This window comes from Paenibacillus sp. FSL R7-0048, assembly GCF_038004505.1.
Classification (GTDB): Bacteria; Bacillota; Bacilli; order Paenibacillales; family Paenibacillaceae; genus Paenibacillus_AQ; species Paenibacillus_AQ odorifer.
Genome location: NZ_JBBORF010000001.1, coordinates 3246007 through 3270055, shown reverse-complemented (window position 1 = coordinate 3270055; position 24049 = coordinate 3246007). Strand labels below are relative to the sequence as shown.

The 24049-nt window shown below is 41.9% G+C and carries 26 protein-coding genes; 3 read left to right on the top strand and 23 right to left on the bottom strand.

Going from position 1 to position 24049, the window contains the following annotated elements:
• Window positions 1-15: 15 nt before the first annotated feature.
• The 10 genes from NSQ91_RS14675 to mraY all read right to left on the bottom strand — a co-directional run bounded on the left by NSQ91_RS14675 (window position 16) and on the right by mraY (window position 8437).
• Window positions 16-327: an AzlD domain-containing protein gene (locus NSQ91_RS14675; protein ID WP_036686713.1), complete on the bottom strand. Its 312-nt coding sequence runs from the start codon at window positions 325-327 to the stop codon at window positions 16-18.
• Entirely contained in the window at window positions 324-1040 is a 717-nt protein-coding gene (locus tag NSQ91_RS14670) for an AzlC family ABC transporter permease (RefSeq protein ID WP_340918522.1), read from the bottom strand. Before NSQ91_RS14670 ends, NSQ91_RS14675 begins: the two co-directional genes overlap by 4 nt.
• A 148-nt stretch (window positions 1041-1188) precedes the next feature.
• Complete coding sequence (locus tag NSQ91_RS14665) at window positions 1189-2292, bottom strand: PRK06851 family protein (RefSeq protein WP_076307366.1); 1104 nt, start codon at window positions 2290-2292, stop codon at window positions 1189-1191.
• A 135-nt stretch (window positions 2293-2427) separates the two neighbouring features.
• Entirely contained in the window at window positions 2428-3960 is a 1533-nt protein-coding gene (locus NSQ91_RS14660) for a M56 family metallopeptidase (RefSeq protein ID WP_076307365.1), read from the bottom strand.
• A gap of 11 nt (window positions 3961-3971) precedes the next feature.
• Window positions 3972-4331 carry a BlaI/MecI/CopY family transcriptional regulator gene (locus tag NSQ91_RS14655; RefSeq protein WP_076126183.1) on the bottom strand — a complete coding sequence of 120 codons (360 nt, stop codon included), beginning with the start codon at window positions 4329-4331 and terminating at the stop codon, window positions 3972-3974.
• Between the two features lie 201 nt (window positions 4332-4532).
• A complete protein-coding gene (locus tag NSQ91_RS14650) occupies window positions 4533-4973 on the bottom strand; it encodes an NUDIX hydrolase (RefSeq protein WP_076126240.1) in 441 nt (146 codons plus the stop codon).
• Window positions 4974-5040: 67 nt separating this feature from the next.
• Window positions 5041-5661, bottom strand: coding sequence for a thermonuclease family protein (locus tag NSQ91_RS14645; protein WP_076126181.1), 621 nt, complete (start codon window positions 5659-5661; stop codon window positions 5041-5043).
• Window positions 5662-5813: 152 nt separating this feature from the next.
• Entirely contained in the window at window positions 5814-6983 is a 1170-nt protein-coding gene (locus NSQ91_RS14640; RefSeq protein WP_340918514.1) for an MFS transporter, read from the bottom strand.
• A gap of 82 nt (window positions 6984-7065) precedes the next feature.
• Window positions 7066-7377, bottom strand: a complete 312-nt coding sequence (locus NSQ91_RS14635; RefSeq protein WP_076190171.1) for an ArsR/SmtB family transcription factor — start codon at window positions 7375-7377, stop codon at window positions 7066-7068.
• A gap of 106 nt (window positions 7378-7483) precedes the next feature.
• Complete coding sequence (mraY, locus tag NSQ91_RS14630) at window positions 7484-8437, bottom strand: phospho-N-acetylmuramoyl-pentapeptide-transferase (protein ID WP_076183800.1); 954 nt, start codon at window positions 8435-8437, stop codon at window positions 7484-7486.
• 295 nt (window positions 8438-8732) lie between these two features.
• Here mraY and NSQ91_RS14625 point away from each other — a divergent pair, with 295 nt between their 5' ends.
• The gene (locus NSQ91_RS14625) at window positions 8733-9353 is read left to right on the top strand and encodes a TetR/AcrR family transcriptional regulator (protein ID WP_076218025.1); all 621 of its coding nucleotides are present in this window, start codon (window positions 8733-8735) and stop codon (window positions 9351-9353) included.
• Between the two features lie 47 nt (window positions 9354-9400).
• On the top strand, window positions 9401-11704 hold the full coding sequence (locus NSQ91_RS14620; protein WP_076126174.1) for an MMPL family transporter: 2304 nt from the start codon (window positions 9401-9403) through the stop codon (window positions 11702-11704).
• Between the two features lie 112 nt (window positions 11705-11816).
• Here NSQ91_RS14620 and NSQ91_RS14615 read toward each other — a convergent pair whose 3' ends face one another.
• The 6 genes from NSQ91_RS14615 to NSQ91_RS14590 form a co-directional block, all read right to left on the bottom strand.
• Window positions 11817-12950: a GNAT family N-acetyltransferase gene (locus tag NSQ91_RS14615; RefSeq protein WP_340918508.1), complete on the bottom strand. Its 1134-nt coding sequence runs from the start codon at window positions 12948-12950 to the stop codon at window positions 11817-11819.
• A gap of 36 nt (window positions 12951-12986) precedes the next feature.
• Window positions 12987-13616: a hypothetical protein gene (locus NSQ91_RS14610; protein WP_076126172.1), complete on the bottom strand. Its 630-nt coding sequence runs from the start codon at window positions 13614-13616 to the stop codon at window positions 12987-12989.
• Between the two features lie 114 nt (window positions 13617-13730).
• Window positions 13731-14516 carry an ABC transporter permease gene (locus tag NSQ91_RS14605; protein ID WP_340918503.1) on the bottom strand — a complete coding sequence of 262 codons (786 nt, stop codon included), beginning with the start codon at window positions 14514-14516 and terminating at the stop codon, window positions 13731-13733.
• A gap of 6 nt (window positions 14517-14522) precedes the next feature.
• Window positions 14523-15272, bottom strand: a complete 750-nt coding sequence (locus NSQ91_RS14600; RefSeq protein ID WP_051491475.1) for an ABC transporter permease — start codon at window positions 15270-15272, stop codon at window positions 14523-14525.
• A gap of 127 nt (window positions 15273-15399) precedes the next feature.
• On the bottom strand, window positions 15400-16455 hold the full coding sequence (locus NSQ91_RS14595; protein WP_076126169.1) for an ABC transporter ATP-binding protein: 1056 nt from the start codon (window positions 16453-16455) through the stop codon (window positions 15400-15402).
• Window positions 16456-16533: 78 nt separating this feature from the next.
• Window positions 16534-17316: a GTP cyclohydrolase II gene (locus NSQ91_RS14590; RefSeq protein ID WP_076305486.1), complete on the bottom strand. Its 783-nt coding sequence runs from the start codon at window positions 17314-17316 to the stop codon at window positions 16534-16536.
• A gap of 194 nt (window positions 17317-17510) precedes the next feature.
• Here NSQ91_RS14590 and NSQ91_RS14585 point away from each other — a divergent pair, with 194 nt between their 5' ends.
• The gene (locus NSQ91_RS14585) at window positions 17511-17837 is read left to right on the top strand and encodes a winged helix-turn-helix transcriptional regulator (RefSeq protein ID WP_036686688.1); all 327 of its coding nucleotides are present in this window, start codon (window positions 17511-17513) and stop codon (window positions 17835-17837) included.
• Between the two features lie 77 nt (window positions 17838-17914).
• On the opposite strand, the gene NSQ91_RS14580 is transcribed toward NSQ91_RS14585, so the two are convergent.
• From NSQ91_RS14580 to NSQ91_RS14550, 7 genes are all read right to left on the bottom strand, one after another.
• The gene (locus tag NSQ91_RS14580; protein WP_076305487.1) at window positions 17915-18799 is read right to left on the bottom strand and encodes an ABC transporter permease; all 885 of its coding nucleotides are present in this window, start codon (window positions 18797-18799) and stop codon (window positions 17915-17917) included.
• Window positions 18796-19788, bottom strand: a complete 993-nt coding sequence (locus tag NSQ91_RS14575) for an ABC transporter ATP-binding protein (protein ID WP_076126163.1) — start codon at window positions 19786-19788, stop codon at window positions 18796-18798. The genes NSQ91_RS14580 and NSQ91_RS14575 overlap by 4 nt, the downstream gene beginning before the upstream one ends.
• Window positions 19788-20876: a DUF4179 domain-containing protein gene (locus NSQ91_RS14570; protein WP_076305488.1), complete on the bottom strand. Its 1089-nt coding sequence runs from the start codon at window positions 20874-20876 to the stop codon at window positions 19788-19790. Before NSQ91_RS14570 ends, NSQ91_RS14575 begins: the two co-directional genes overlap by 1 nt.
• Before the next feature lie 46 nt (window positions 20877-20922).
• Complete coding sequence (locus NSQ91_RS14565) at window positions 20923-21441, bottom strand: sigma-70 family RNA polymerase sigma factor (RefSeq protein WP_076135192.1); 519 nt, start codon at window positions 21439-21441, stop codon at window positions 20923-20925.
• 119 nt (window positions 21442-21560) lie between these two features.
• Window positions 21561-21878: a hypothetical protein gene (locus NSQ91_RS14560; protein ID WP_036686678.1), complete on the bottom strand. Its 318-nt coding sequence runs from the start codon at window positions 21876-21878 to the stop codon at window positions 21561-21563.
• 143 nt (window positions 21879-22021) lie between these two features.
• Window positions 22022-23476 carry an N-acetylglucosamine-specific PTS transporter subunit IIBC gene (gene nagE / locus NSQ91_RS14555; protein WP_036686675.1) on the bottom strand — a complete coding sequence of 485 codons (1455 nt, stop codon included), beginning with the start codon at window positions 23474-23476 and terminating at the stop codon, window positions 22022-22024.
• A 47-nt stretch (window positions 23477-23523) separates the two neighbouring features.
• On the bottom strand, window positions 23524-24030 hold the full coding sequence (locus NSQ91_RS14550; protein WP_076126158.1) for a PTS sugar transporter subunit IIA: 507 nt from the start codon (window positions 24028-24030) through the stop codon (window positions 23524-23526).
• Window positions 24031-24049: the final 19 nt, after the last annotated feature.

Here is a 24049-nt window from a genome sequence, read left to right as displayed (position 1 = left end):
CTAATCCGGGTTTTCTTAATGGTTCATAGTAAGGATTTTTACAATTAGTGCTGCAGAAACAGCGCCTAAGATCACGAGTAACAGCGGGATTTTCCTAATTAATACCAGTATAACAGCGACTATACCCGAAGCGATACCTACAAGATTGTCATCTGCGTCCACCTGAAATATCCCAGGAACCGTTAAAGCACTAAGAACCGCGATAGGCAAATATTCCAATAAAGCTTGGACTTTGGAAGAGCCATTCGTATGCTTTGTCAGCAGCAAAGGTACAAAACGAAATGAAAATGTAAGGATTGCCATCCCGATAATGATCAGAATAGTCATACGGATACCTCCTTCTCTACTTCAGCTTGCTCTCGAAATAAGGAGCCTACTGCCATACCCATTAACATAGCTGCAAGTATCGAGGAGTTTCCAAGTACGGGATGTAGAAGCCATGAAGAACCCGACGCTGCTAAACATATGGCCAAATTCCGAATGCTTCCCTTTAGTTGTGGCACTATTAGTGCTATCAGTAAGGCATATAATGAGGTGTTCAAAGCAGGTAAGTATATAGCCGGAATGTAGGATGCCAGCGATATTCCCGCAGCTGTTGCCAGCAAATTTGCTATATACGGAGGAATTTGTAGACCCAGCAAATATGGAAGAGTTATATTTTCTTTTGAATGATTGCGGGGGATCATACTAACAGCGTACACTTCTTCTGTTAAACTGAACCCAATCCAGACTTTGGCCAGTGGATTGATTGTACGGTCAAGCTGACCCCCAAAAGATAGGCTGATAAACAAATATCTTAAATTAATGATCAATGTAAGCAGCAGGATCATTGGAGCGGCGGCACCAGCAGCAAGCATTTTCACGCCAATAAATTGGCTGGCTCCCGCAAATACGAGCGCTGACAATAAGAACACTTCCAGACTCCCCAGGCCTAATCCCTTACCGACCAATCCAAACGTAAAACAAGCAGGAATAAATCCTGCAACAATAGCTACAGAATCCTTAAGACCCGTTCTAAACATCACTTTCTGATCACTCATAAGTTTCTCTCTCCCTTATCGTTGTCCCTAGAGAGAGCATACTTGGATACAATTCTGGTGGAAATAACCGCATGGGTGCGTATGTACCATACCAATTTCTTGACATAGAAAAAAGACCGCCCGCTAAGAGAGCGATCTTTAATGAAGGTTAAACCTCCTGAGGACTTTCCACAATCCCGCTGATTTCTTGTTGAATTTGGGATTTAATCTGATCTACATGGTCAAAATCTGTAGCGTCGGCATAGATTGTCTTTAACTCATCCAAAAATACTTTGGCATCAGTCAGATGTTGAATGGATTGTTTCATGGTGCTGGAATATCGCTCTTTAATACTTGCGATGGCTTCGGCAAAAGCTTCATCCGTACCTGGCTGAATGCACCGTGAATACATATCAACAATCTCGTCGGTAGCACGATCAGGGAAATACTCATGCGGAGCTGTGCTGTCAAAAATAGCAAACCCAAGCTCGCGTACGATAATCATATCAAGGCTGTTCGGATCGAAACCACAGTGGTAAATCTCAACATTGACACCACGTTTTATTCCTTCAGCCGCCAATTTTTTTAAAAGTGTAGATTTACCGGAACCCGCGCGACCTTTTACAAGATATCTTTTTAGCCCTGCGGTTAAATTAGGTACAAAATCCACTGCACCCTTAGGCGTAGCTGCACCTAAAAAACGGTGATCCACCCGGCTTACTTTTTCGAAGTTCTGATCACCATACAGAAGTTGAATATACTCCTGAGTCAGCTCATCAGCGGCTTGGAAATTCATTGTCGCAATATAAATCGCTTCCCATTCGTCATGAATGCGGAGTGCTTCAGCAAAGCCTGAATAAGCGAGTTCATGCTCTTCCGTGTACTGATCAACTAAGCTGTCGATCTCAATACAACGCTGGCTTAACTGGAGCGTATCGACGGCCTGCTCCAAATTCACATGTATGATGGCCTCTTCAGGCAATTCTGGCTTAAGGACCCGTGGAGCCGTACCATCTATAATTCCTACTTTTAATTCAGGAATAACCACTCCGTCGAGTGAATCATTATCTGACGCTGTGTGAATTAACCAGATCTCATAACCTTGTTGAGCCAGAAGATCTCCGATTTCTCGAATGATTCTAGTTTTCCCCGTACCGGGGCCTCCTTTTAAAACAAACAAACGTGTTAAACCTTGCAATGACGACTCATAGAGGTTAGAGAAGCCGTGAGCTGTGTTGCCGCCAGCAAAGAAATTCAGGATTGTTCCGTCCATAATCGCACACCTTTCCGGGCTGATGTCATGTTTCATTGTTCATCTTATTAACGTTCTGCGGGAAGGGTGACGCTTTAGAAATCGAAGTTAAGCAGGAATCTAACATTTATGTGACAACACACTCTTAGATTATTCTTAATTGTATTTGCTCAGTATCTCTTTCGCTTCCCTCTGCGTCATATTTCCTTGCTTGACTTGTTGCTCACAGTAAGGTTTAACCTTAGCAAGAAGCTCTTCCTTCGTGTCAAACGGGCCAAATGAGATAACCTCACCGTTGTCCGACGAAATGGTTTCACTGTAGACAGAAGTACTTATTTCAGTCGCATTAGAGGACAACATCATGTCGTCCTGACCATTCACGGTCTTTGAAATTTTTGTCCCGTTCTTAATATCAGCAAGATTTTTTTCATACCTAGCGATAACATCATCCACACGCTTCTGTGTCCATGTGAACCACCCATCTCCTGAGGTCCATGCTTTTCCTCCAATTATTTTTGGGAGTTCTATTTTTTCATCTTCGAGCCAAGCTTTGTATTCATCATAAGTCCACCATTCTACATCTGAAACGGGATATTTTGCTTCATACTCCACTTGGCTCATCCATGTCTTTCCTCCATTCGTTGAGTACTGAATATTATCATTGTCCCCACGAGTCAACACAGATGAATCTTGATTCGTCTTCAAGCCAGCAGACTTCGCTGAACTGGTTGCAAAAACAGCCGTAGCCCCAACAACTAAGACAATGGCTAGAACAGTCGCAGCGGTGGTCGTTTTTTTCATCTTCATAATCATCATAATCCTTTCTTCAATCGCATTTTTTGAAAAATGATTGCTTAAAGGGTTTAGCTTATTCTTTCGTTCTTCCATTGTTATAAGAGACATTGCATAAGCTCTTTTCGTTGTTTCGCCAAATGATCGCACAACCGTTTCATCACAGGAATGTTCAATATCACGATTAGCCAGCATATACATGACCCACACTAACGGGTTAAACCAATGAACACAGAGAACAGCTGTTAATATCAGCTTCGTTATCTGATCGAATCGTCGAATATGTACTAGTTCATGCATAAGAATGTATTGTATCTGCTCAATATTACTCCAGTCTGTATTTTTCGGCAGTAGGATTACTGGATGCTTAATTCCATAGGTTAGGGGTGAACGGATTAAATCCAATTGCCGGATCTGTATCGTGCGTGTCAACTTATGTTCATCTAGCCACTTCAAAGCAACGGGATGATCAACAGGCAAAGAAGCATGAAATTCTCTTCGACATTTCACATAAGTGATGATGAAGTACAATGCGGAAATAACCATACCCATTATCCAAATGACTAAGATAGACGAGATAGCAAAAGACAAATCGTTATTAATCGACTGAACCTCAGACGTCGAAGTCGAACCTACTAGATTCATGGTTAAGGTTAGTGGGGAGGACGGATTAACGAAAGTCACATTGTTCGAATTATTCAAAGGTAAACTATCAACCCATGTGTAAATACTAAATGGTGACGGCAAAGAAAAGGGAATCAGTAGTCTGTATACAACCACCCCCCATAACACCATAAAGGTTTTCTTAGGCAGCTTATTGATGACCAGCGATCGAATGACAATAATAGCCACGATCATCACCGCAGCAGTAAAACTCATATTCATAAAGGTGCTCATAGGCCATCACCTCATTCAACGTTATCGACGATTTGTTTGAGCTTCTCAATCTGTTGAGCAGATAATTTCTTACGCCCAAGTAAGGATGCAAATAACTTGTCGACAGAACCATTGAACACCTTGTCAATCAGCTCATCTGTCTCCATTTCTTGTACCTGCACCTTAGCAATTAACGCATGACACATAAAATTAGGTTCATAGCGCTCAATTGCACCTTTACCAATACACTTTTTGATAACAGTATAAGTTGTATTCATATTCCAACCAATCTCAGCCTTCAAAATATCAGAAATTTGTTTGGCAGACCTATCTCCTTCTTTCCATAACACTTCCATTACTTTAAGTTCCGAATCAAAAAGTTTAATAGTCATTTAAATCATCTCCTTACACTATTGCAATAGTTTGGGTCTTGGATACAGACTACTCCAATAGTTTGACGAAGTCAACACTGCTGCTATAGTTATTTTCAACAGGAAAATTCGTGGTTGTACTGAAACTTCCGAGGAAATGGCAAACTAAAGAAAGGGCTACCACTAGGCAGCCCTCTTTAATCTTTTGAATACCATCCGACATCACTTCACAAAACGATCCAAAAACCTCTTAATGACGGGAACATCTGGAGGAGACAGCTCGCTTGGCAATTCTGCATAATTAAAAAAACGCAATTCTTGCACTTCAATTCCATCTACTTTTAGCGCCCCATCAAAGTCTGTGCATAGATACGCAGCCACAACATTATATACTTCATCCCCGTGCGGGTATTTATAATAAAGATCTTTTCCAGAGAACATGTCGAACAATTCAAGACCTTTGGCTGTTAAGCCCGTTTCCTCAAAAAGCTCCCTCTTAGCGACCTCTTCTAAAGTCTCCCCAAGCTCCATCGAGCCACCTGGCAAACCCCAGCATCCGTTGTCCGTTCTACGTTGTAATAATAATTGATGATTGCTGCACAATAAAACACAGGCTCCTGCCATTATAAGCGGTCTGGTACCTACCAGCTTTCTTAACTCCATAATATAATCGCTCAAAAAACTACATCCTTTCTTCTAATAGGCTCAAATATCCTAAGCTAATTAAAATTTATTTCTTTTTCTGCACATGAAAACCATTGTCTTGCGCGTAATTTTCAATGCTCCAAATACCTATTCCCCGCTCTCGCGCCTTATCCTGAATCGCTCTAAATTGATCTACGTATTTTGTATTAGGTGCAAATACATAGGCTACACGTGCATAACCCTGCTCTAGCAGAATCTCATTGAACATTTTCCCATCTATATAGAGGTAACAAAGTAGGCGGCCATATTTGTCCCGCTCCGATACATCTAGTTCAATTTGTACATCTTTATCCGTAAGCATCTTTTTGGCGAAATCAGAAGCTTCTAACGAAAAGGGCTGTGGTTCGGGGATGTTCGGATTCACTGACTCTGGAGTATCGACCAGCAATAAACGAATGGTTTCCTTTTTGCCGCCTATAGTCAGCTTCATGGTGTCACCATCGACTACTCGTGTTACCTTTGCATCTATTAAACGTTTGTTGTCCTCTGTTGTATTGTCTGGCGTAGAACCCAATCCAGAACTGGAATCAGCCGTAATCGTTGGAACTGGCTCTAAAGTAATCTGCTCGGCTAAGTTGCAGGCAGTTGTTGTTCCAAGTAAGAGTGTGATAGCTAAAAAGCTTTTTACTAGATAAATCTTATTCATTGTTAACCTCTTTCTTATACACGTATGTAATTTCATGGGGTCTATTAAAAATAAATTAAAAAACTTAAAAACACAAGACTGTACTACTAATCATAGAAAACAGCGACAGCCATGTACCAGAAAAAAGATACTTGGCTATCGCTGTTTCGCCTTTACTCTACTTCCACCACGTTTAATTTGGAAATCTTTATTTTGATTATGATCGATAAGAAAGCAAGCAGGGAAAACATAATTCCGATCCAGATGAGTCGATGTATTCCTGCATGAGAAATAAACCAACCACCGATAGCAGTCCCTATAGTAATTCCAAGGTTGGAAAATGAGATAAACAAGCTGTTACCGAATTCGGGAGCTTCTTTCGCTTCGGTCGTTAACCATGCTTGACTGACAATCAGTCCGCCGGAATGCACTGCCCCCCAAATAATTATGATAACAACCATCGGAAGGAAATAAGAACCTAGATAATATACGAATAAGTAAGTTACCGCATATAACAATGGAAACATGATAACGGTCTTTGTAATGCCTTTATGCAAAAGGCTTCCAAATAAAAAATTCCCAAAAATCATGATTATCCCAAAGGCCATCAACATGATACTAATCCATGACCCGTTCATATGTGTTACCTGCCCAAGATATTCAGCAAAGTAACTGTACACAGAAAACATAGCTGCAAAGATAAAAATAACTGCCACAATATTTAACCACAATAGGGGTTTGCGTAAAATACCAAGTTGTTTACCATATGACATTTTTTCTTTAACTGGCATGGAAGGAAGCCAAGCTAGTATTCCTAAAAAGGCAATTATACTTACGACAGCTCCAAACAGAAAAGCGACTTCTAACGAAATTTTGTCCGCGAGATAAGAAGTCAAAGGTACACCAAAAGCAAACCCGACCGTTATTCCGGCGAAAACCTTTGTAACTGCTTTGGTGCTCTTTTCCGGAGGGACAAGTTGGGCAGCGGTAACAAGTGCAACTGAAAAAAACACGGGATGAAAAATAGCAGGGATAATACGGAAAATCAGCATTACTTCAAACATGGTCGTATACGCATAAACAATATTTGAAATTGCAAAAATAAGTACAGCAGTTAATAGAATTACTTTACGATTAATTCCAGAAGCCAATAAGGTCAGAAATGGACCTGAAATAGCAACAACTAAAGCAAATATACTTACAAGCCATCCAGACTGAGAAGTTGATATATTAAATTTTTGAGTTACCTGTGGCAGAACACCTATAATCCCCATTTCCGTTGTAATAATGCCAAATACGCCTAAAGCCAAAATAATAATAAGCAAAGGGTTAATCTTTTTCATTTTAAAATAATCCTCCATTTATATTCACATATTCAGATTTGTAGATATGTATTACCAAAAAAAAAGCCCTTCCTCCTTTCTCCTATAGTTTCTCTTTAATATAATCGGAAAACTCTTGAATTGTCTTTTCGTTTCGACGATAATACGTCCACTTCCCAATTCGCTCAGATTCCAGCAAACCAGCTTTTTGCATAGTCAATAGATAGCTCGAAATAACCGACTGTGCAAGCCCCGCTTTAGCTTGAATATCTCCCACGCAAATCCCAATTTGAAAATTTAGGCCTTGTTGTAAATAAGGCTTTTCATCAAAAAATTCCTCGGGAGTTTTTAGCCACATCATAATTTGACTACGAGTCTCGTTAGACAACGCTTTGAATATCAATAAAGGTTCCATGTGTTCCATTATATCTATTTTTATAGATTTGTAAATACAAAAGATGCCGATGTCTCGTTGTTGCAATAACATTATGTAGAGTCATGTTTCGTATCGAATTGTTCGTTTAGTGAATTAAATATTTCCATATCAACCAGCACAGCAGTACGGATACCCACGAAATGAAACCGAAAATCATCACGATTTTGTTCTCACTCCATCCGTATTTTAAGCTGAAGTGGTAATGGATCGGAGCCATCCGGAATAGCCGCAGCTTCGTCCGTTTGTAGTACCAAACTTGTAAAATGACCGACAACTGCTCCGCAAAATAAATGAAAAATAAAATCGGAAGCAAGAGCTCAACCTTTTCAATGACAGCCAGAACGGAAAGGGAGCCACCGATGGCCAGTGATCCAGTATCGCCCATAAACGCTCTTGCAGGATAAATATTGTAAAGCAAAAGCCCTAGCAGACAACCGATCATAACAAGTGAAAATGTCTGCACTTCAGGTTTGTCCGAAATCATAAAAAAGAAAAAATACGACGGTATGGCAACATTGATCAATAGCCCATCGAGACCATCTGTAAAATTGATGGCATTCGCGGAGCCGACCACAAACAGCAAAATGATGGCCACATAAAGGTACACAGGCAACTGCAGATTTTGCCCTTTAAATAACTCGATATCACTCGTCAGGCCGAACGAATGGAACAACACATATAATATAATTCCAGTAAAAAGAAATTGAAGCACTAGTTTTGAGCGGCCGCTGATGCCGGATGGATTTTGCCAAAAAGCCTTTTTGAAATCATCCAAAAATCCGACTGAACTAAACAACAAAAACGTAACGCATAAGAGTAACATTAGAGGCCCGGGTTGAAACTGCAGCGAAATCGCTATCCCGATAAGCAGGATCAACCCTGCCATTAGTGGTGTACCCCGTTTGGCCTGATGATCTGCTGGAAGCTCGGCACGAATTGGCTGCGTTAACCTCAGTCTATGCAGCGTCCAGATCAATAGAGGCGTAAACACCGCCACCAGAAGAAAAGACAGGCCGGAAACAGCCAGAATTCCATACATATAACGAACTCCCCTCTTTGAAAAAGATCATTTATAATACTCACAAAATATTTCTAGAGTTAATGAGGTCGTCTGTAATTATGTACTCTTTTCATCTGTTGATAAAGAGAAATTATTCTATTTTTATTTCCTGTTTTCTGCTGTGAAACTGCCGGGAATTTTCTATAAGCAGATCCCAAAGTATAAACTTGCCCAATGAGAAAGTTTGCACATTGGGCAAGTTTGCATTAGTATAAAGTCAGTAATCCTAATCTTCACCACAATTACAGCTATATGGGAGGTGTATACATAAATTATGATTAAACAAACGTTGAGAGATTTCAAAAAAGAAGCCACTGAAAAAGCGCTAGCTGAAGCGGCATTCGAACTTGCACTTGAACATGGGTTGGACGGTTTTGTTGTTGAAGATATCGTGCAAAAAGCCGGCTACTCCAGAAGAACTTTCGCAAACTATTTCACATGCAAGGAAGAGGCAGTTGCGATGGGAGCAGTTACCGTACGGAACACGAATGAATATGAGGAATTGCTCACCAAAATCCCTGAAAATGCCTCCCTGCTGGATACCTTATATCAACTAATTAAGATGCAACTTACATCTGAGCTTATAGGGAGGTTGCGTGAGCTTTCTTTACTTTCCCGAAAATTCCCAGCTCTCGAGCCCCATTATCTAAGAGCAATACATCTTACGCAAACTGGAGCACAAAAAACATTGTTGCACTTGTCAAATGGGAAGTATGACGAGGTCTATACTTATCTGCTTATAAATTCGGTTTACGGAACTGTACTTCCCTTAATTGACGGAAAACTTAATGTGCTGCTTCCGGGACAAACGACGAGCGACGATCCAAGTCCTGAAACTCTTACGTTCGATCAATTTTTGGAAACTATTTACGGATATTTACGCAACGGATTCTAATAGGCTAACAATCAGTTTTCATCATCGAGGGAGTGTAAAATAGATACATGTCAACATTATTATACAGAGTGGGAAAAACCGCTTATCGCAAACCTGGGTACTTCATTTTAGGTTGGATTTTAATTTTAGGAATTGTCATCTCTATGATCAGCATGAATGGTATTCATATCAGTTCAGAAATGAAGATTGAAGGCACAGAATCGCAAAAGATTTTGGATCAATTAGCAACAGAACTTCCGGCTGCATCTGGTGGACAAGGGAGTGTCGTGTTCAAAGCACCTGAAAATGAGCGATTGGATACGCCAGAACGTTTGGCAGCGATCACTAAAGGTGTTAATGAGGTTTACGGTATAAACGAAGTGATTAATCCTGCGGATTATGCAGCGGAAGCAAGTAGTTCAACTACTGAAGCAACTCAGGCTGCCAGTATGGATCAGTCTGCAGCAGCCACAGCACCCCTTTCCTATGGTCCTCTGATGGCAGATGGCGTTCCAGTACCTGGAGTTATTCTTTCCGCAGACGGTAGCATTGCATTGTTCCAATTCCAGTTTACCATTGAGCAATCTGCTATCTCTCAAGATATTTTTGATTCTGTAATTGATACCGTCAAGAATGTCGAGAAAGATACTAACATTACTGTACTGCCGGGCGAGACACTTAAATCAGTATCTATCGGTGTAGGATCAGCTGAGATTGTCGGACTTGTCATTGCTGCAATTGTTTTGCTGGTGACGCTTGGCTCTGTCGTTGCAGCAGGTCTGCCCCTTATAACTGCACTGCTTGGAGTCGGCATCGGTGTAGGTGGAGCATTTTCTATTTCCAAATTCATTGAAATGCCTAGTGTCACTTCCGTCTTGGCGCTTATGATTGGATTAGCCGTCGGAATCGATTATGCTCTTTTCATTGTAAATCGCCAACGCCGGATGATTATTGATCAAGGATTAAGCGCACAAGAAGCTGCGGCTAGAGCTATTGGCACATCCGGCAGCGCCGTATTTTTCGCCGGTTTGACGGTTATTATCGCTCTCTGCGGTATGCTTGTAATCGGGCTTACTTTCTTATCTACGATGGCGTTAGTAGCAGCTGCTACCGTCCTTATCAACGTATTTGTTGCCTTAACCCTATTGCCGGCATTGCTCGGATTGGTGGGTGAACGCATCTGTTCGTCTAAAGCTCGCAAGAAAAACAAGGATCATCATACAACGGGTAACCGCGGTATAGCTGATAGATGGGTTAAATTCGTCATCAAGTATCGTTGGGTCACTATTGTTGCCATCGTCGTGGTACTTGGCGTAGCAGCAACCCCTATAGCCAAAATGGAAATGGGCATTCCCGGAGCTGCCTCAGCGAATTTGGATACGGTAGCAAGACAAAGTTATGATGCTATATCCGAGGGTTTTGGAGAGGGCTTTAACGGACCGCTTATTTTGGTTGCAGAACCAAAGAATTCTTCCAATCCAGTCACTCCGGAGCTCCTAGGAAATCTTGTAAAAGAGCTCCAAGCTCAAAAGAATGTCGCGTTGGTCACTCCTCTGGGCATGACTAAGGATTTGGCTATCTTCAGTCTGATTCCAGAAACGGGTCCTAGCGATATAACAACCAAAAATCTGGTGAATGATTTACGGGCTACGGAATCTAGTATCGCTCAAAGTAATGATGTTAAACTCGGGGTTACCGGATTTACCGCTGTTAACATCGATATGTCGGCCAAACTGGCAGATGTATTTCCCATTTATGTAGGAATCATCATTCTCCTATCGCTCATTATTCTTCTGTTGGTATTTCGTTCGATTATCGTTCCTATCAAAGCTACGATCGGTTTTCTGCTTAGCATACTCGCTACCTTCGGGATCACCACAGCCGTGTTCCAATGGGGCTGGCTCCATTCTCTTTTTGGTTTCGACACCGGTGGCCCATTGCTAAGCTTTATGCCAATCATCGTCACAGGTATCCTTTATGGGCTCGCGATGGACTATCAGGTTTTCCTTGTCAGTTCCATGCGTGAATCGTACGTTCATGGTCATGAGGGATCAGAGTCCGTTGTTCATGGATACAACCAGGTGAGTCGTGTCGTTGTAGGTGCTGCTATAATTATGATCTCCGTTTTTGCAGGGTTTATTTTTACGGATGATGTCATGATTAAACAAATTGGTTTTACACTGGCCGTAGGGATCTTAATCGATGCCTTCATCATTCGTATGGGATTAGTCCCTGCTGTAATGTCTATTTTCGGCAACAAAGCTTGGGCACTTCCAAAATGGCTCGACCGTATTCTGCCAAACCTGGATGTCGAAGGCGAGAAACTGATTGCTACACTCAATGCTAAAGACAAATCTAATTCCATGAAATAGAAACAATAATAAACAGCCTGAGTCCTGTATTCCTAGGGGTTCAGGCTGTTTTGTTTCTGTGGTAGGGTTCACTTCCCTCGAAGAGCAGATGGGCAAGGCTCTGGAAATTATCTCATTGAAGATTAAGGATTAAAGCGGGGCGCACACCGTAACAAGCTAAGTTGACATGTCCGTAACTGCGAATACTGCTACGAGTACCTACAAAATACGCACGTGAAGAAATCGCAGGTTGAGTTCTCAGCCACCACCATGAGCAGCCAAACTCTTCATTTTTCTCAAGGATATAATCAGCTTTGACTTTTTTATCATACACATACAATTTACATCCATCGTTCTTTTTCACTTTGGAGAATCCCGTTCCTATCGCCCTACGCTTCGCACGTAAAGTATCTTCTCCAAGTTTAAAGGTGAATTCATTCGCCTCCGAAACACTAAGCAGAAAAATCTTATCTTCCGTGTTTATACTTCCCTCTCCGTTATCTGTGCATTGTGTAGTCTTGATGAGCCTGTGCTCGGAGTCATTAAAAGCGGCATTATAAAACTCATCGTTCAACCACTTTCGCAAATCGGAGTCATGCCATGTAACGTCAACATATTCACCGTGATACCGCCTGCAGTCCAAAATATACTCGCTCAAAATGAACAGTTCTCTACCTGAATTTTGCAGCACCCGCCACTTTATCGGCATTTGGTCTGCTCCGTCCGCCATTTGCGGATAAGCGCCAAAAGTAATTAGTTCGCCGGGTTTCGCCCGCTCATACATGGAAGCAAGATTATCATTTTCATTACAAATCATAATTATAAATTCTGTAGTTCCTTTAACGATTTCAGCTTCCCTGCTAAATCCTAGTTTTTCATACAAGCGTATCGCTCTATCGTTGAACTTCGCCACTGTCAGCCGCTTTGGTTTTTCCTCGCATCTCTCATTAATATAGTTAAGGACTGTTGTGAAAAATAGAGTCCCATTCCCCTGTCCGGTTAACTCAGGCTTCATTCCTAAACCCACATCTATAAAATCCTGAGAATATGTATATTTATCATTTGGAACCTGTGCTGGACTTCCTACACAGAAGAATCCGATCAATTGTTTATCTGCATCAAGTACAGAAAAAAATGCTTCCTCTAGCATTTCACTTATAGCTTCAGGAGTTAGTTCATTATTGTAAAAATCATAGGGTGGATCATATTGCCAGCTTAAAATATCCTTAGCAGCATCAGCATTCAGCTTTTCCACGTAAAGTTCCATTTCGCATCCCCCTTTGTTTTCAAAATCGATAAGTCCTTAAGAGTCTAGCTCTGCTAACTCCTGAAGGATTGTCTCTACATCACCATCAGGATTTAACGCTTTGATCATCTCTTTTGTAATGGCTGCCCCCTCATAAACTTGTGCAACAACCTCTAAAGGGAGTGTGAGTTCAAAATAACCTTCGGCAAATTCCACAAAATCCTCAGCTGTGCGGAAAATAGTCCCTAGCAAAAAGTCCGAACCATCTTCTACCTCCGCTGGAATCTCTACCTTCCCCTTCTGCCACGTCAAATCATTATTTTCACACCAAAAACAAAAAGTAACATCATCCTTAGCTATCGCCTCATCTTCCAGTAAAGACAATAGCGAGGTTGGGACCTCTTCATAGATTCCTGGCCAAACTTCATGTTCGTCACGCGCATATGGACTTACTTCGGACTCATGATCAAAACCTTTAATTACCGTTCCTTGAGGTGTAAAAATAATAAACAAATTATCGCCTGAGCCATTATCGATCGATGCTAGAGAAACATTCTCATCAAATTTAGAATCAAAACTATGATAGCGAAGCCAGTCCTCTGGACATAGGACAATATTTAGAGAAGCAAGTATTTTCATAAGTTTTTTTAAGTTTTCGGGTGCTGGTAAAATATCTAACACATTCATCTATGATTCCTCCCCATTGTAGATATAAATGATTTTAGCATATTCATGAATTCCGGGTGAAAAAAAAGACTACCCGAAGGTAGCCTTTCCAACTTAACAAAACACTAGCTTAACTTAAGACCCCGCACCTTTATATCTTCGTACGCCATAACTCCAGGCTAACAAACCAATCCCCAGGAATATAGCGCCTACTACAGGTGTCATCAGAGCAAGGCTGGTCATCTCCTCCCGCTGTAGAAAAAGCGCGGCTGGATACACTCCGACGAATGCAAATGGAATGATCCAAGTAAGCAATACCTGTATAGCACGATTGTAAATCGTTACCGGGTAACGGCCATAAGTCTGAATGTTGTACATTAACGGAAGAATGCCAGTAGGAGCATCCGAATAGAAAGACAATGAAGTCAACGTTGTGTAAATCCCCGTATAGATGGCGACCGCACTTAACGTTAGAATGATCAGAGCCGGTATCGTCCACCATTCAAAAGGAAGACCCAGATTGCTGCCACTGATGGCCATAATAATAATACCTATGAATGAGCCCATAAGTGCTGGTGGATCAACATTTTCCAAAAAGATCTGGAACAAATTATGAGCTGGGCGTGTCAAAATACGGTCCATCTCACCTTTAACGATGTAACGTTCACTAAATCCCCATAGATTCACAAAACAACTAAACACCCCAAATGGCACCATAAAGAATCCATAAACGAACACTACTTCATTCTGATTCCAGCCGCCCAGGCTATCTGTGTGCATAAAAATTACGAGAATAAAGATAAAGTTGGTAGCTTGAAAAAGTAAGTCTGAAATGACCTCTACCCAAAAGTCAGCGCGATAGGTGAGCCGGCTCTTCATATAGTTTTTGATATATTCAATTAATAATCCCAGGCAATACATGTTTCCTCAACCTCCCTGCACGAAGAGACGCTGCCGCGCCGCATGATATAACCAGACAATTGGAATCAGCAATACCAGGAACCAAATAATTTGTATCCCTAATACATTCCATATTCCAACCCCTTGCACCCGTCCCGTAAACACTGAACCTGGCAAGTAGGTAATCGCCTGAAACGGCAGCACCTCAAGTACGGAAGATAACCAGTTAGGAAACAGACTGATCGGTACGATTAAGCCGGAGAATAAGTCTACAATCACCCGCTTCATTCGCATCATGCCTTCATTATTTTCTACAAAAAATGCCGAGAGCCCTGTAATGATATTGATCTGTGAATTAATTAAAAAGCTGAAAAAGAGCATCACCAGGAACCCTGCCCAAGCAGATGGCGCTGTTGGCAATTGAACCGGGAACAGCAGCATCGCTATGGCCATGCCGGGAATCATAAATAAGAGGAAGCGGAACATTCCCTCTCCAAGACCTTGCATCATTTTGACTAAAACATAGTTATAGGGCCTTATAAACTGGATAGCGATACTTCCATCACGGATATCCGTAGAGATCTCGCGGTCTAGGTTATTAAAATAAAAGGCTCTAGCCATCCACGATACAGCTACATATGACGTCATTTGCGTTGCAGTAAAGCCACCCAATGAATCCCCATTGCCATAGATGGCCATCCAAGTGAAATAGTTAACCCCAATATTCAGTGAATAGATAAGAATACCTGAGTAGTAGTTAATCCGATAAGCAAGCATGGTAAGGAAACGGATGCGTATAAAATCTAAGTAAGCCCCGAATAGTAATTTACGGCTATTCTCCTGAGGACCACCAGAAGACGCGCCTCCTGAGGAGGAAGACATAGCCGTTGCAGGATTAAGCTTATCAGACATGTAAAGCCTCTCTTTCATCCTTCAGAGCGGCAGCCATTTCATCAGGCTTGTCTGCAGACCCGGATTGATAAATACTGCGAACAATATCGTCCGTATTGGTCTCTATGATTTTGATATCAGTAATATCTGCTTTTCCCACTACTCTGCCTAATACATCCGATACATTTAGCTCTAGCGGTATCCAGACAGACGCCCCTAAATCGTTCTCCGCAGACCAAGTAACAGGCAATCCCTCAGTCCATAACTCAAGTTGCTGACGTTTCGTAGCATTTCCAAATTGAAATTGAACCTCACGTCCGGTTCCCCAACGCTGCTTCAGGTCTTCCAGTCCTCCGTCATAAATGATACGGCCATCATCAAGCATTATCACTCGGGAGCAAAGCGCCTCAATATCTTGCAGGTCATGTGTAGTCAGCAGTATGGTTGTCCCATGCTCGCGGTTCATATCTTTTAGGAATTCACGGATCTCTGACTTCACCACAATATCTAAGCCAATGGTTGGTTCATCCAGAAATACAATCGATGGATTATGAAGCAATGCTGCCACTAATTCACAACGCATCCGCTGACCTAGACTAAGCTTACGAACCGGACGATTCAGCAGTTCTTGCAGTTGCAGTCGTTCGACCAATTCATCCAGCCGTTTCTTGAAATCTTGTTCAGATACCCGGTAAACCTTGCGCAGGAGCTGGAACGACTCAATCACGCCAATGTCCCACCATAGCTGACTGCGTTGCCCGAATACCACACCGATATTTTTCACGAATTTCTCGCGCTCCAAATACGGAACATACCCACCTACTGTCAGGTTTCCGGAAGTCGGCACGAGAATACCTGTGAGCATTTTGATCGTGGTCGATTTCCCAGCACCGTTCTCGCCGATATATCCACAGATCTCACCTTCAGGAATGGAAAAGGAAATGTCCTTCACCGCAGTCACTTCCGTATATTCCCTTTTAAACAAATCAGCGAAGGCCCCTTTGAGACCCTCGCGGTTTTTTTGTACTTTGAATGTTTTGCGTAAGTCTTGTACTTGAATAGCAGTCATATTGTACCTCACTAAGCTTAGAGTTGGTTCCCAGTACCCCATTATAATAGAAGAAGCGCAAAAGCACTACTTCAATCTTTACTTAGCCAGTCTTTCATTTAGCGAATGGGTGTCCTTCACAGCTTCTAAATGCCCTGAGCGAGCGACTTTAGTCCGCAAATATTTCTCGTTAAAAGAAGATACATCTCCCCATAACGCTACTCTTTTCACGGCATTCATCCCTGCAGCCTTGAGCGCATCCAATTTCTTCGGATTATTCGTAATCAGCGTCACTGGTTTGTGACGTAAAGTTTGCAGAACACTGATTGCTTCTTCGTAGTTTCTTGAATCATCAGCAAATCCCAACTCTAAATTAGCCTCAACTGTATCGTATCCTTCTTCCTGTAAAAGATACGCTAAAGATTTGCTGAACAGGCCAATGCCTCTTCCTTCATGATTCGCGAGATAAAATAATGCCCCAGAGCCATGCTCAACAATCATTTTCATGGATTGATGCAGCTGGAATCCGCAATCGCAACGTTTACTGCCAAAAATATCGCCAGTATGGCAGATGCTATGCATCCGGATCAATGCATCCTCAGACCCTTCGAAATCGCCATATACCAACACACTGGATTGTTGTCCTTCTGCTAAGTTCATGGATGGCAAACGTGAAATTAAAGCTGCCGTTGCTTTACTGCTATCCTCTTGAAGAAGCTCTGCATCCGTTGTATTCAGCCAGTTGTACCATTTAAAAACAACGGTCTCGCCGTCTAAATTCACCGGTAACGTGATGGGTCCAACCAATATATTTGTGGAATTTTCTAAAGGAATTCGCGTGATTTTATTCTGTAAAATAGAAGTGATTTCTGGTTTAATCATAATTACACCTTCCTCATTGTTCATCAATGCTTAGATAGAGCTAAGCATAAGGATAAAATATTAGTTAAATTATAAGTAACTATTTGTAAGTAAGTTTATCATTGTAATATAACTTCGTCAAGTTATAATATATCTTTAAATATTTATAATTACTTTATGTAAGTTTATGATATAATGAATGTCGAGGTGATATTATGAATGATTTCAACATGTGTCCTCGCTTTGAAAAAGCGGTAGACTTGCTAAGTAAACGTTGGGTCGCGCTTATTGTTTTCGTGCTTATGCCAGGGCCACGCCGTTTTGGTGAAATTGAGAGCTGTCTGTCCAATCTCAGTGGCAAGGTGTTATCTGACCGATTGAAGGAAATGGAAACCGAAGGCATTATAGAGCGAACTGTATATCCTGAAATGCCAGTACGTATTGAGTACTCTCTGACTCCAAAAGGCACAGCGCTTGCTCCTATACTTGGTGAAATTGGAAACTGGTCTACCGAATGGATTGAGCTTGGTATTAAGAAATGATTCCCGCTAAACAACTCAAAGAGCCCTAATTGTCCCGATCATGAGACAAGAGGGCTCTTTTTGGATTAACATACCCTTTATAAGTCTTTTCGCTCGAAGCGAAGTAGACCTATAACATAAGCTAACAGGGTATATCCAATCGCATAAAAAATAAACATATTTGACGGAACCGTATTAAAATCCAGCAATCCATTCATGCTGCCGAACAACCCCATCATTCCACTCATTTCATTAGCGCTGAACAGGACGGCGGTCATTTTCCGCTGTAAACCATCCACTGGCATAAGCAGTGCCATCATTCCTGACAGATTATTTAATGTGTCAAGGACATCGGGTTCTAATCTCAGCGATCCTCCGATCTTATCAATCATCCCACCTAACCAGCCAGCTCCATATAACATTGTCATAAAGACACCATTCCCCACTGCTGAGAAGAATCCAGAACCCAGCATAGAAATCGTAATTAGCAAAGGCACTACAGAGGAGAATAACAAAAATGATTTCAATAGGACTACGACGTCTCTAGGAACGGTGGCATGGATCTCAGTAATCCATAAAATAGAAATAAATAAAATCAAGGCATAACCGATCCCAAGCGTCACATATCCAAGCCAGCGACCTGTGTACCATTTCCACCGCGGCAGCGGTCTTGGCAGTAAAGCCTGCATAACCCCTTGTTCCGCTTCACCTGCAATAGCTGAGAAGGAACTGAAGATCGCCAAAAAGGCGAGTACAAAAGCGCCAAAAAAGAATCCAAGTGATAATATAAAAGCACCATTTGTAAAATTAGCTAAGAGATGCTCGCCACTGCTAATATCTGTTCTGTTCGGTATTCCGCTTTGTCCGATCGTATTTGCCACAAACCAAAATCCTATAAGAAAGACAATGGTCATAAGCAATGTTAATACCATTACTCGTTTACGCAGCAATTCCTTCCAGGTCATTCCTATGATTATTCTCATTCGTGTTCACCTCTGTGACTTAGGCCGGATACAGCACTCATAAACCAGTCTTCCAGACGTTCTCGCTTCCGTGAGACTTCATATAAGGTCATGCCCTGTTCAATAATTAACGTGTTCAGCCAGCCTACTTGCTCCTCATTCTCCAATTCCGCTTCCAGCCAAACTGTGCTACTCTCCAATGTAGCTGGGAATGAAGCTCCTTTTTCAGATTGAGCTCCGATATCCGCTGAAACTTTGATCTGAAGTTCAGTACTATCCTGTAACCAAGACAACAAAATAGGCGTAAAACCGCCCACTTTAAAATGCCAGCTTGTTCGCTTATTTAAGATCTCAGATACTTTCCCATGCCGCAGTATAACTCCGTTATTCAGCAGTGCCATACGGTCGCAGATGAGTTCAACATCCTCCAGTAGATGAGAGTTAAGAAATATTGTAACTCCCTTCTCTTTTAGCCTCTGCAAAATATTCCGAACTTCCTGACGTCCAATCGGGTCTAGCGCCGATGAGGGCTCATCCAGAAAAACGATGGCCGGATTGTTTACAAGAGCGCAAGCAAGCCCTAATCTCTGCTGCATCCCTTTGGAATAATGTTTCACACGATCCCGTCCACGGTTTCCAATTCCAACTTCCGCTAGAAGCTCTGGAATTCTTTTGTCGGCTACAGATCGATCTACACGGCACAGCTTGGCATGCAGTCTTACTACTTCTTCCCCCGTAAGCCATTCTTGATAGCGATATAATTCCGGTAAATATCCGATTTGGGACTTGGCTTCAAGTGAACCGATCTTATGACCAAATAGAGTAGCACTACCATTCGATGGACGAATGAGACCTACCAACATTTTGACAAAGGTACTTTTCCCCGCACCATTAGGGCCGAGGAAGCCAAAGGCTTCCCCTTTCCCAACAGTAATCGTTACATCACGGCAACCACGTCCGTTATCATATTCTTTGGTCAAAGACTTCGCTTCTATTGCGGCAGCCGTCATTATTCAATCAACTCCCCTAGCTTCTCTAAGAATACAGCTTTATCTGTATACACGCTTCCTCCGTTGAAATCAAACAGTTGTCCGTTCTGTACCCAAACAGCCGAGAACACAATCCCTTGACTATATTCATTCTGATTCAGTAGAACCGTAGTATCTTTAATCTTTATTTGATCGGTATTCAAGCCTTTTACCAGTGGCAGAGGAATTTCACCCGATAAAATGCGGCTCTGCTTTAAGCTGGATTTCAGATAATCTGGCAGCAATGGAAAATCGATTATAGCTTCCAAAGCTTCATCAACCTTTATAGTTGGATCTACCGTAATTAAAGGAGTCTTCGTCTGTGTAAGATTAGCCCATTTATCATTATCTATCGAAAGATCATAATTCACGATCTCCGAAAGATCTAATTTAATTTCTTTCCCATCTATGGCTTCTGGAAGAAGCTGTTTTGCACCCAATCTTTTCATTGCTTTATTAACTGCTTCAATATTAAGCTTCAAGGTTATTTCTTGTGAATTGGTTATATATGCGCTCTTCACATTCTCGAGCAAAGTTCCGCTTGGAAGTGTAAAACCTAGAGTCTCTTCCACCTGATCTAGCGGAATAATCCCTTTATTTGAACCAAAGGAACTTGTAAACACACCAAATTTGTTCATAGCTTCATTCATGGATTGACTTTCATTTACCTGATAAAAAATATCCCGGATATCATTTTCATTCACAACTGTAACTTCTTCCATCCGAAATTGATTCAGCAGCGATGCCATAGCCGTATTTCCTACTGGAGTTCCAAGTATAACCGCAAAGATCGCGGCACCTGCCACTGCTACTCCCCATTTGCGCCGACGATTCATGCGAGGACGCTTGGATGGGCGATTAGCTGTTGGATTGTCATCCGTAGATTGAGGCTGGTGGTCTATATGTGGATCTGTTTTGTCATCATCTTTCATAACATCCACAGACAACTGCTGACTCCACACAGACCATTTGGGACTTGCAGGCTCAGACGCTAACTTGTTTTGCAATTTGGCCCAGGCTTCATCTGTATGTTGTTTATTATGATCTTGATTTAGCGGTTGTTTAGTCATTAGTAATCCCTCCTAAATAATTTGGAGCTTCGCTTATCTCGTTTTATTATTCCGTCTGAGACAGTGATTTTGCTGCATTTTGTCTTAACCTCTGGGTCGCACGGTGCAGTAATGTCCCTACTACGGGAGGTCTTAGACCAAGCTCGCCTGCTATTTCCGCATAACTGTAACCAGAGTATCTAAGCAGAAGCGCTTGTCTATCCCTGTCAGGCAGCTCGTTCAACCATTCATGAACATCCTCCTGATCCAGCTTACTGATTAAGACTTCCTCTCCTGAAGGAGGTGATTCCCCCACTTCGTATAACTGTTCTTGTTTATTTTGCAGCCGCCGTTCCCTTGCTTTTTTGTCCAGATAATCATATCCAATACGAGTAAGGACTCTATGAAGCCAGGCACCCAGCGCTGCTGGATCATCTGGGGGGTTACGATACAATCTCAGAAAAACTTCTTGTGCCAAATCATCTGCTGCCGACTCATCACGAACCAAAGCGGTCAGCTTACGTCTGACAATAGGATAATGTTCATAGAATATTGCTTTAAAAATTTCAGATTCCGGAATTTCCATCTTGTAAATCCTCCTTATCAGCTGCAGCTATAAGTAAGACGACTATCAATGTATTTTTGTATCAAGATTACGTAAAAAAAGACAGCCCCTAAATTAATAAGGAAACTGTCTTCTAGTGTTTACCTAATTCGAATGTAACGATTAAGAATCTTTTTAGATAAAATACTCCGTTCCAGCCTAAGCTCCCAGAGCTGCTCTTTCCACTGAAACTGTTGCTCTGAATGTTCATTCTCCCGTAACTTCTCAAACAGCTTCATGATCATTATGTTAATGGCATCAAACCTTGACCAAAGTTCTATTACACTTTCTTCTTGTATCTGAGGACTTTCCGCTGCTGCACTAAGATTCTTTAAGCGCTCAATGATGTCAGCCTGCCACTGCCCATCTTTAATCGCCTTGGCGTAATTTAAAAGATCCAAATAATCATCGACTGACATGTGTACCGACTCCTTTGCTTACTTATACCAAGTATTATACTAGGCATTATCTATAAAGCAACCCTTTATCTCTGGACACAGCAAAAAAACAGGACTGGTATGAGAACCAGCCCTGTTTAAGGATTTCAACATGATCAATTTAGTTATAAAAGCTTTTGAATATCATCTTTAATTTGCTCTGATTTTGGACCAAATACGATCTGCACAGCCCCTTGACCCAGTCTCATAACACCGGAAGCTCCGAGCTGTTTCAATGCGGAATCTTTAACGGCTTTTTCGTCATTAACAATCAGACGAAGGCGTGTGATACATGCATCGATATTGCGGATGTTCGATGGACCGCCGATGTTCTCAAGAATTTGAGCAGCTTTAGAAGACGATGAAGGCGTTCCATTACCTCCAGGTGGTGCTAACAGACTTTCTTCATCATCATCTTCACGTCCAGGTGTTTTTAGCTTGAACAATGAGATAATAAAGCGGAATAGTACATAATACAAGACGAAGAATCCAAGACCCACAGGAATAAGTATCCATGCATTAGTAGACAGTTTCAGGTTTACAAGATAATCGATCAAACCTGCGGAGAAACCAAAACCAAGCTTAACATCTAAAATGTACATCAAGGCCATGGAGAATCCTGTTAATAAAGCATGAACTCCGTACAAGAGTGGTGCTACGAACATAAAGGAGAACTCAAGTGGTTCAGTGATCCCTGTTAAGAAAGAAGCAATGGCAGAACCGATGAAGATGGAAGCAACCATTTTACGTTTTTCCGGTTTAGCTGTATGAATAAATGCAAGTGCTGCCCCTGGAAGCGCAAACATCATAATTGGGAAGAATCCAGTCATAAACATCCCAGCAGTTTTATCTCCAGCGAAGAAGCGGTACAAGTCACCATGCACCAGTTCACCAGCTGCATTCGTAAAATCACCAATTTGGAACCAAGCAATCGTATTAAGCACGTGGTGAAGACCGAACGGAATCAGCAAGCGGTTAGCTGTACCGAAGATGAATGCTCCAACAGCCCCCAGTGACACAACCCAGTTCCCGAAGTCACTAATAACATCTTGTATCGGACTCCAGATCATACCCACAAATACAGCAAGAACCATCATAGAAGCTGCCGTAATGATTGGGACAAAACGTTTACCTGCAAAAAATCCGAGCCAATCAGGCATTTTTATATTGTGATATCTCTTGTATAAGAACGCTGCCCAAGCACCGGCAAAAATACCACCAAGCACACCCATGTTCAATACAACATCATCATTGATGAAAGAGAATTGAAGCGGTACGATAAGCAGAATCTTAGTCAGTACCATGTAAGAAATTACTGCTGACAAAGCTGCTACGGCGTCACCGGCAAATCCAATGGCAACCCCTACCGCGAAGATTAAGGCTAGGTTACCGAAGATCGCATTCGCTCCGGCGTTTAGAAATGGAGCAAAGTATTGATTCAGAAATCCACCAATGGTCGCTCCTAGCGGAATATCTTTTTCGTAGTTAAGCAAACCAAACCCTTGAAGAATAGCTGCCGCCGGCATGGTTGCAACAGGAAGCATTAACGACTTACCTAGTTTTTGTAGAAAAGCCAACATTTAAAATCATCCTTTCGGTTCAATAGTAGTAGTGCTCTATAAACCATTTACTTTGAAGCCACGGTAAGAATCAGATCCTGTCCTGCTGTAACCTGACCATAATGTCCGCTTACTTGAGGTGGATTCTCCTCTGTACTGGTCACGATTACAGGCGAAATTGTGTCACAACCTGCCGCGCGAATTACGTCCAGATCAAATTCGATTAGGGTTTGACCTGCTTTTACTTGATCTCCAGAGGTTATATGACTGACAAAACCGTTGCCCTTGAGGCTGACAGTATCGATTCCGATATGTAATAGCAATTGCATACCGGAGGAATGTTCCAGAATGACTGCATGACTCGATTTCACGATATGAGCAACCCTACCGTCAAAAGGCGCTTTCAAAATTCCTTCAGATGGTTTTATTGCAATTCCGTTACCCATATGACCGCCAGCAAAGGTTTCATCCGGAACCTGTGCTAGTGGAACTGACTCCCCGCTGATTGGTGCCATGATTTCGATGGTATGTTCAGTATGTTTCTCTTCTTTTTTTGATTTCCATTTGGAAAACATATGCTCCACTCCTCTTAAG

Excerpts from the sequence above, each read along its gene's own strand:
- NSQ91_RS14635 (WP_076190171.1), bottom strand. The coding sequence starts at position 7,377 with ATGGAACCTTTATTGATATTCAAAGCGTTGTCTAACGAGACTCGTAGT.
- NSQ91_RS14565 (WP_076135192.1), bottom strand. The coding sequence starts at position 21,441 with ATGGAAATTCCGGAATCTGAAATTTTTAAAGCAATATTCTATGAACAT.
- NSQ91_RS14610 (WP_076126172.1), bottom strand. The coding sequence starts at position 13,616 with ATGAATGTGTTAGATATTTTACCAGCACCCGAAAACTTAAAAAAACTT.
- NSQ91_RS14655 (WP_076126183.1), bottom strand. The coding sequence starts at position 4,331 with ATGACTATTAAACTTTTTGATTCGGAACTTAAAGTAATGGAAGTGTTA.
- NSQ91_RS14640 (WP_340918514.1), bottom strand. The coding sequence starts at position 6,983 with ATGAAAAAGATTAACCCTTTGCTTATTATTATTTTGGCTTTAGGCGTA.
- NSQ91_RS14670 (WP_340918522.1), bottom strand. The coding sequence starts at position 1,040 with ATGAGTGATCAGAAAGTGATGTTTAGAACGGGTCTTAAGGATTCTGTA.
- mraY (WP_076183800.1), bottom strand. The coding sequence starts at position 8,437 with ATGTATGGAATTCTGGCTGTTTCCGGCCTGTCTTTTCTTCTGGTGGCG.
- NSQ91_RS14580 (WP_076305487.1), bottom strand. The coding sequence starts at position 18,799 with ATGAGAATAATCATAGGAATGACCTGGAAGGAATTGCTGCGTAAACGA.
- NSQ91_RS14650 (WP_076126240.1), bottom strand. The coding sequence starts at position 4,973 with ATGGAGTTAAGAAAGCTGGTAGGTACCAGACCGCTTATAATGGCAGGA.
- NSQ91_RS14585 (WP_036686688.1), top strand. The coding sequence starts at position 17,511 with ATGAATGATTTCAACATGTGTCCTCGCTTTGAAAAAGCGGTAGACTTG.
- NSQ91_RS14560 (WP_036686678.1), bottom strand. The coding sequence starts at position 21,878 with ATGTCAGTCGATGATTATTTGGATCTTTTAAATTACGCCAAGGCGATT.
- NSQ91_RS14665 (WP_076307366.1), bottom strand. The coding sequence starts at position 2,292 with ATGGACGGAACAATCCTGAATTTCTTTGCTGGCGGCAACACAGCTCAC.
- NSQ91_RS14660 (WP_076307365.1), bottom strand. The coding sequence starts at position 3,960 with ATGAGCACCTTTATGAATATGAGTTTTACTGCTGCGGTGATGATCGTG.
- NSQ91_RS14590 (WP_076305486.1), bottom strand. The coding sequence starts at position 17,316 with ATGATTAAACCAGAAATCACTTCTATTTTACAGAATAAAATCACGCGA.
- NSQ91_RS14675 (WP_036686713.1), bottom strand. The coding sequence starts at position 327 with ATGACTATTCTGATCATTATCGGGATGGCAATCCTTACATTTTCATTT.
- NSQ91_RS14550 (WP_076126158.1), bottom strand. The coding sequence starts at position 24,030 with ATGTTTTCCAAATGGAAATCAAAAAAAGAAGAGAAACATACTGAACAT.
- NSQ91_RS14615 (WP_340918508.1), bottom strand. The coding sequence starts at position 12,950 with ATGGAACTTTACGTGGAAAAGCTGAATGCTGATGCTGCTAAGGATATT.
- NSQ91_RS14625 (WP_076218025.1), top strand. The coding sequence starts at position 8,733 with ATGATTAAACAAACGTTGAGAGATTTCAAAAAAGAAGCCACTGAAAAA.
- NSQ91_RS14605 (WP_340918503.1), bottom strand. The coding sequence starts at position 14,516 with ATGTATTGCCTGGGATTATTAATTGAATATATCAAAAACTATATGAAG.
- NSQ91_RS14600 (WP_051491475.1), bottom strand. The coding sequence starts at position 15,272 with ATGCTTGCTTATCGGATTAACTACTACTCAGGTATTCTTATCTATTCA.
- NSQ91_RS14570 (WP_076305488.1), bottom strand. The coding sequence starts at position 20,876 with ATGACTAAACAACCGCTAAATCAAGATCATAATAAACAACATACAGAT.
- NSQ91_RS14620 (WP_076126174.1), top strand. The coding sequence starts at position 9,401 with ATGTCAACATTATTATACAGAGTGGGAAAAACCGCTTATCGCAAACCT.
- NSQ91_RS14595 (WP_076126169.1), bottom strand. The coding sequence starts at position 16,455 with ATGACTGCTATTCAAGTACAAGACTTACGCAAAACATTCAAAGTACAA.
- NSQ91_RS14575 (WP_076126163.1), bottom strand. The coding sequence starts at position 19,788 with ATGACGGCTGCCGCAATAGAAGCGAAGTCTTTGACCAAAGAATATGAT.
- NSQ91_RS14645 (WP_076126181.1), bottom strand. The coding sequence starts at position 5,661 with ATGAATAAGATTTATCTAGTAAAAAGCTTTTTAGCTATCACACTCTTA.
- nagE (WP_036686675.1), bottom strand. The coding sequence starts at position 23,476 with ATGTTGGCTTTTCTACAAAAACTAGGTAAGTCGTTAATGCTTCCTGTT.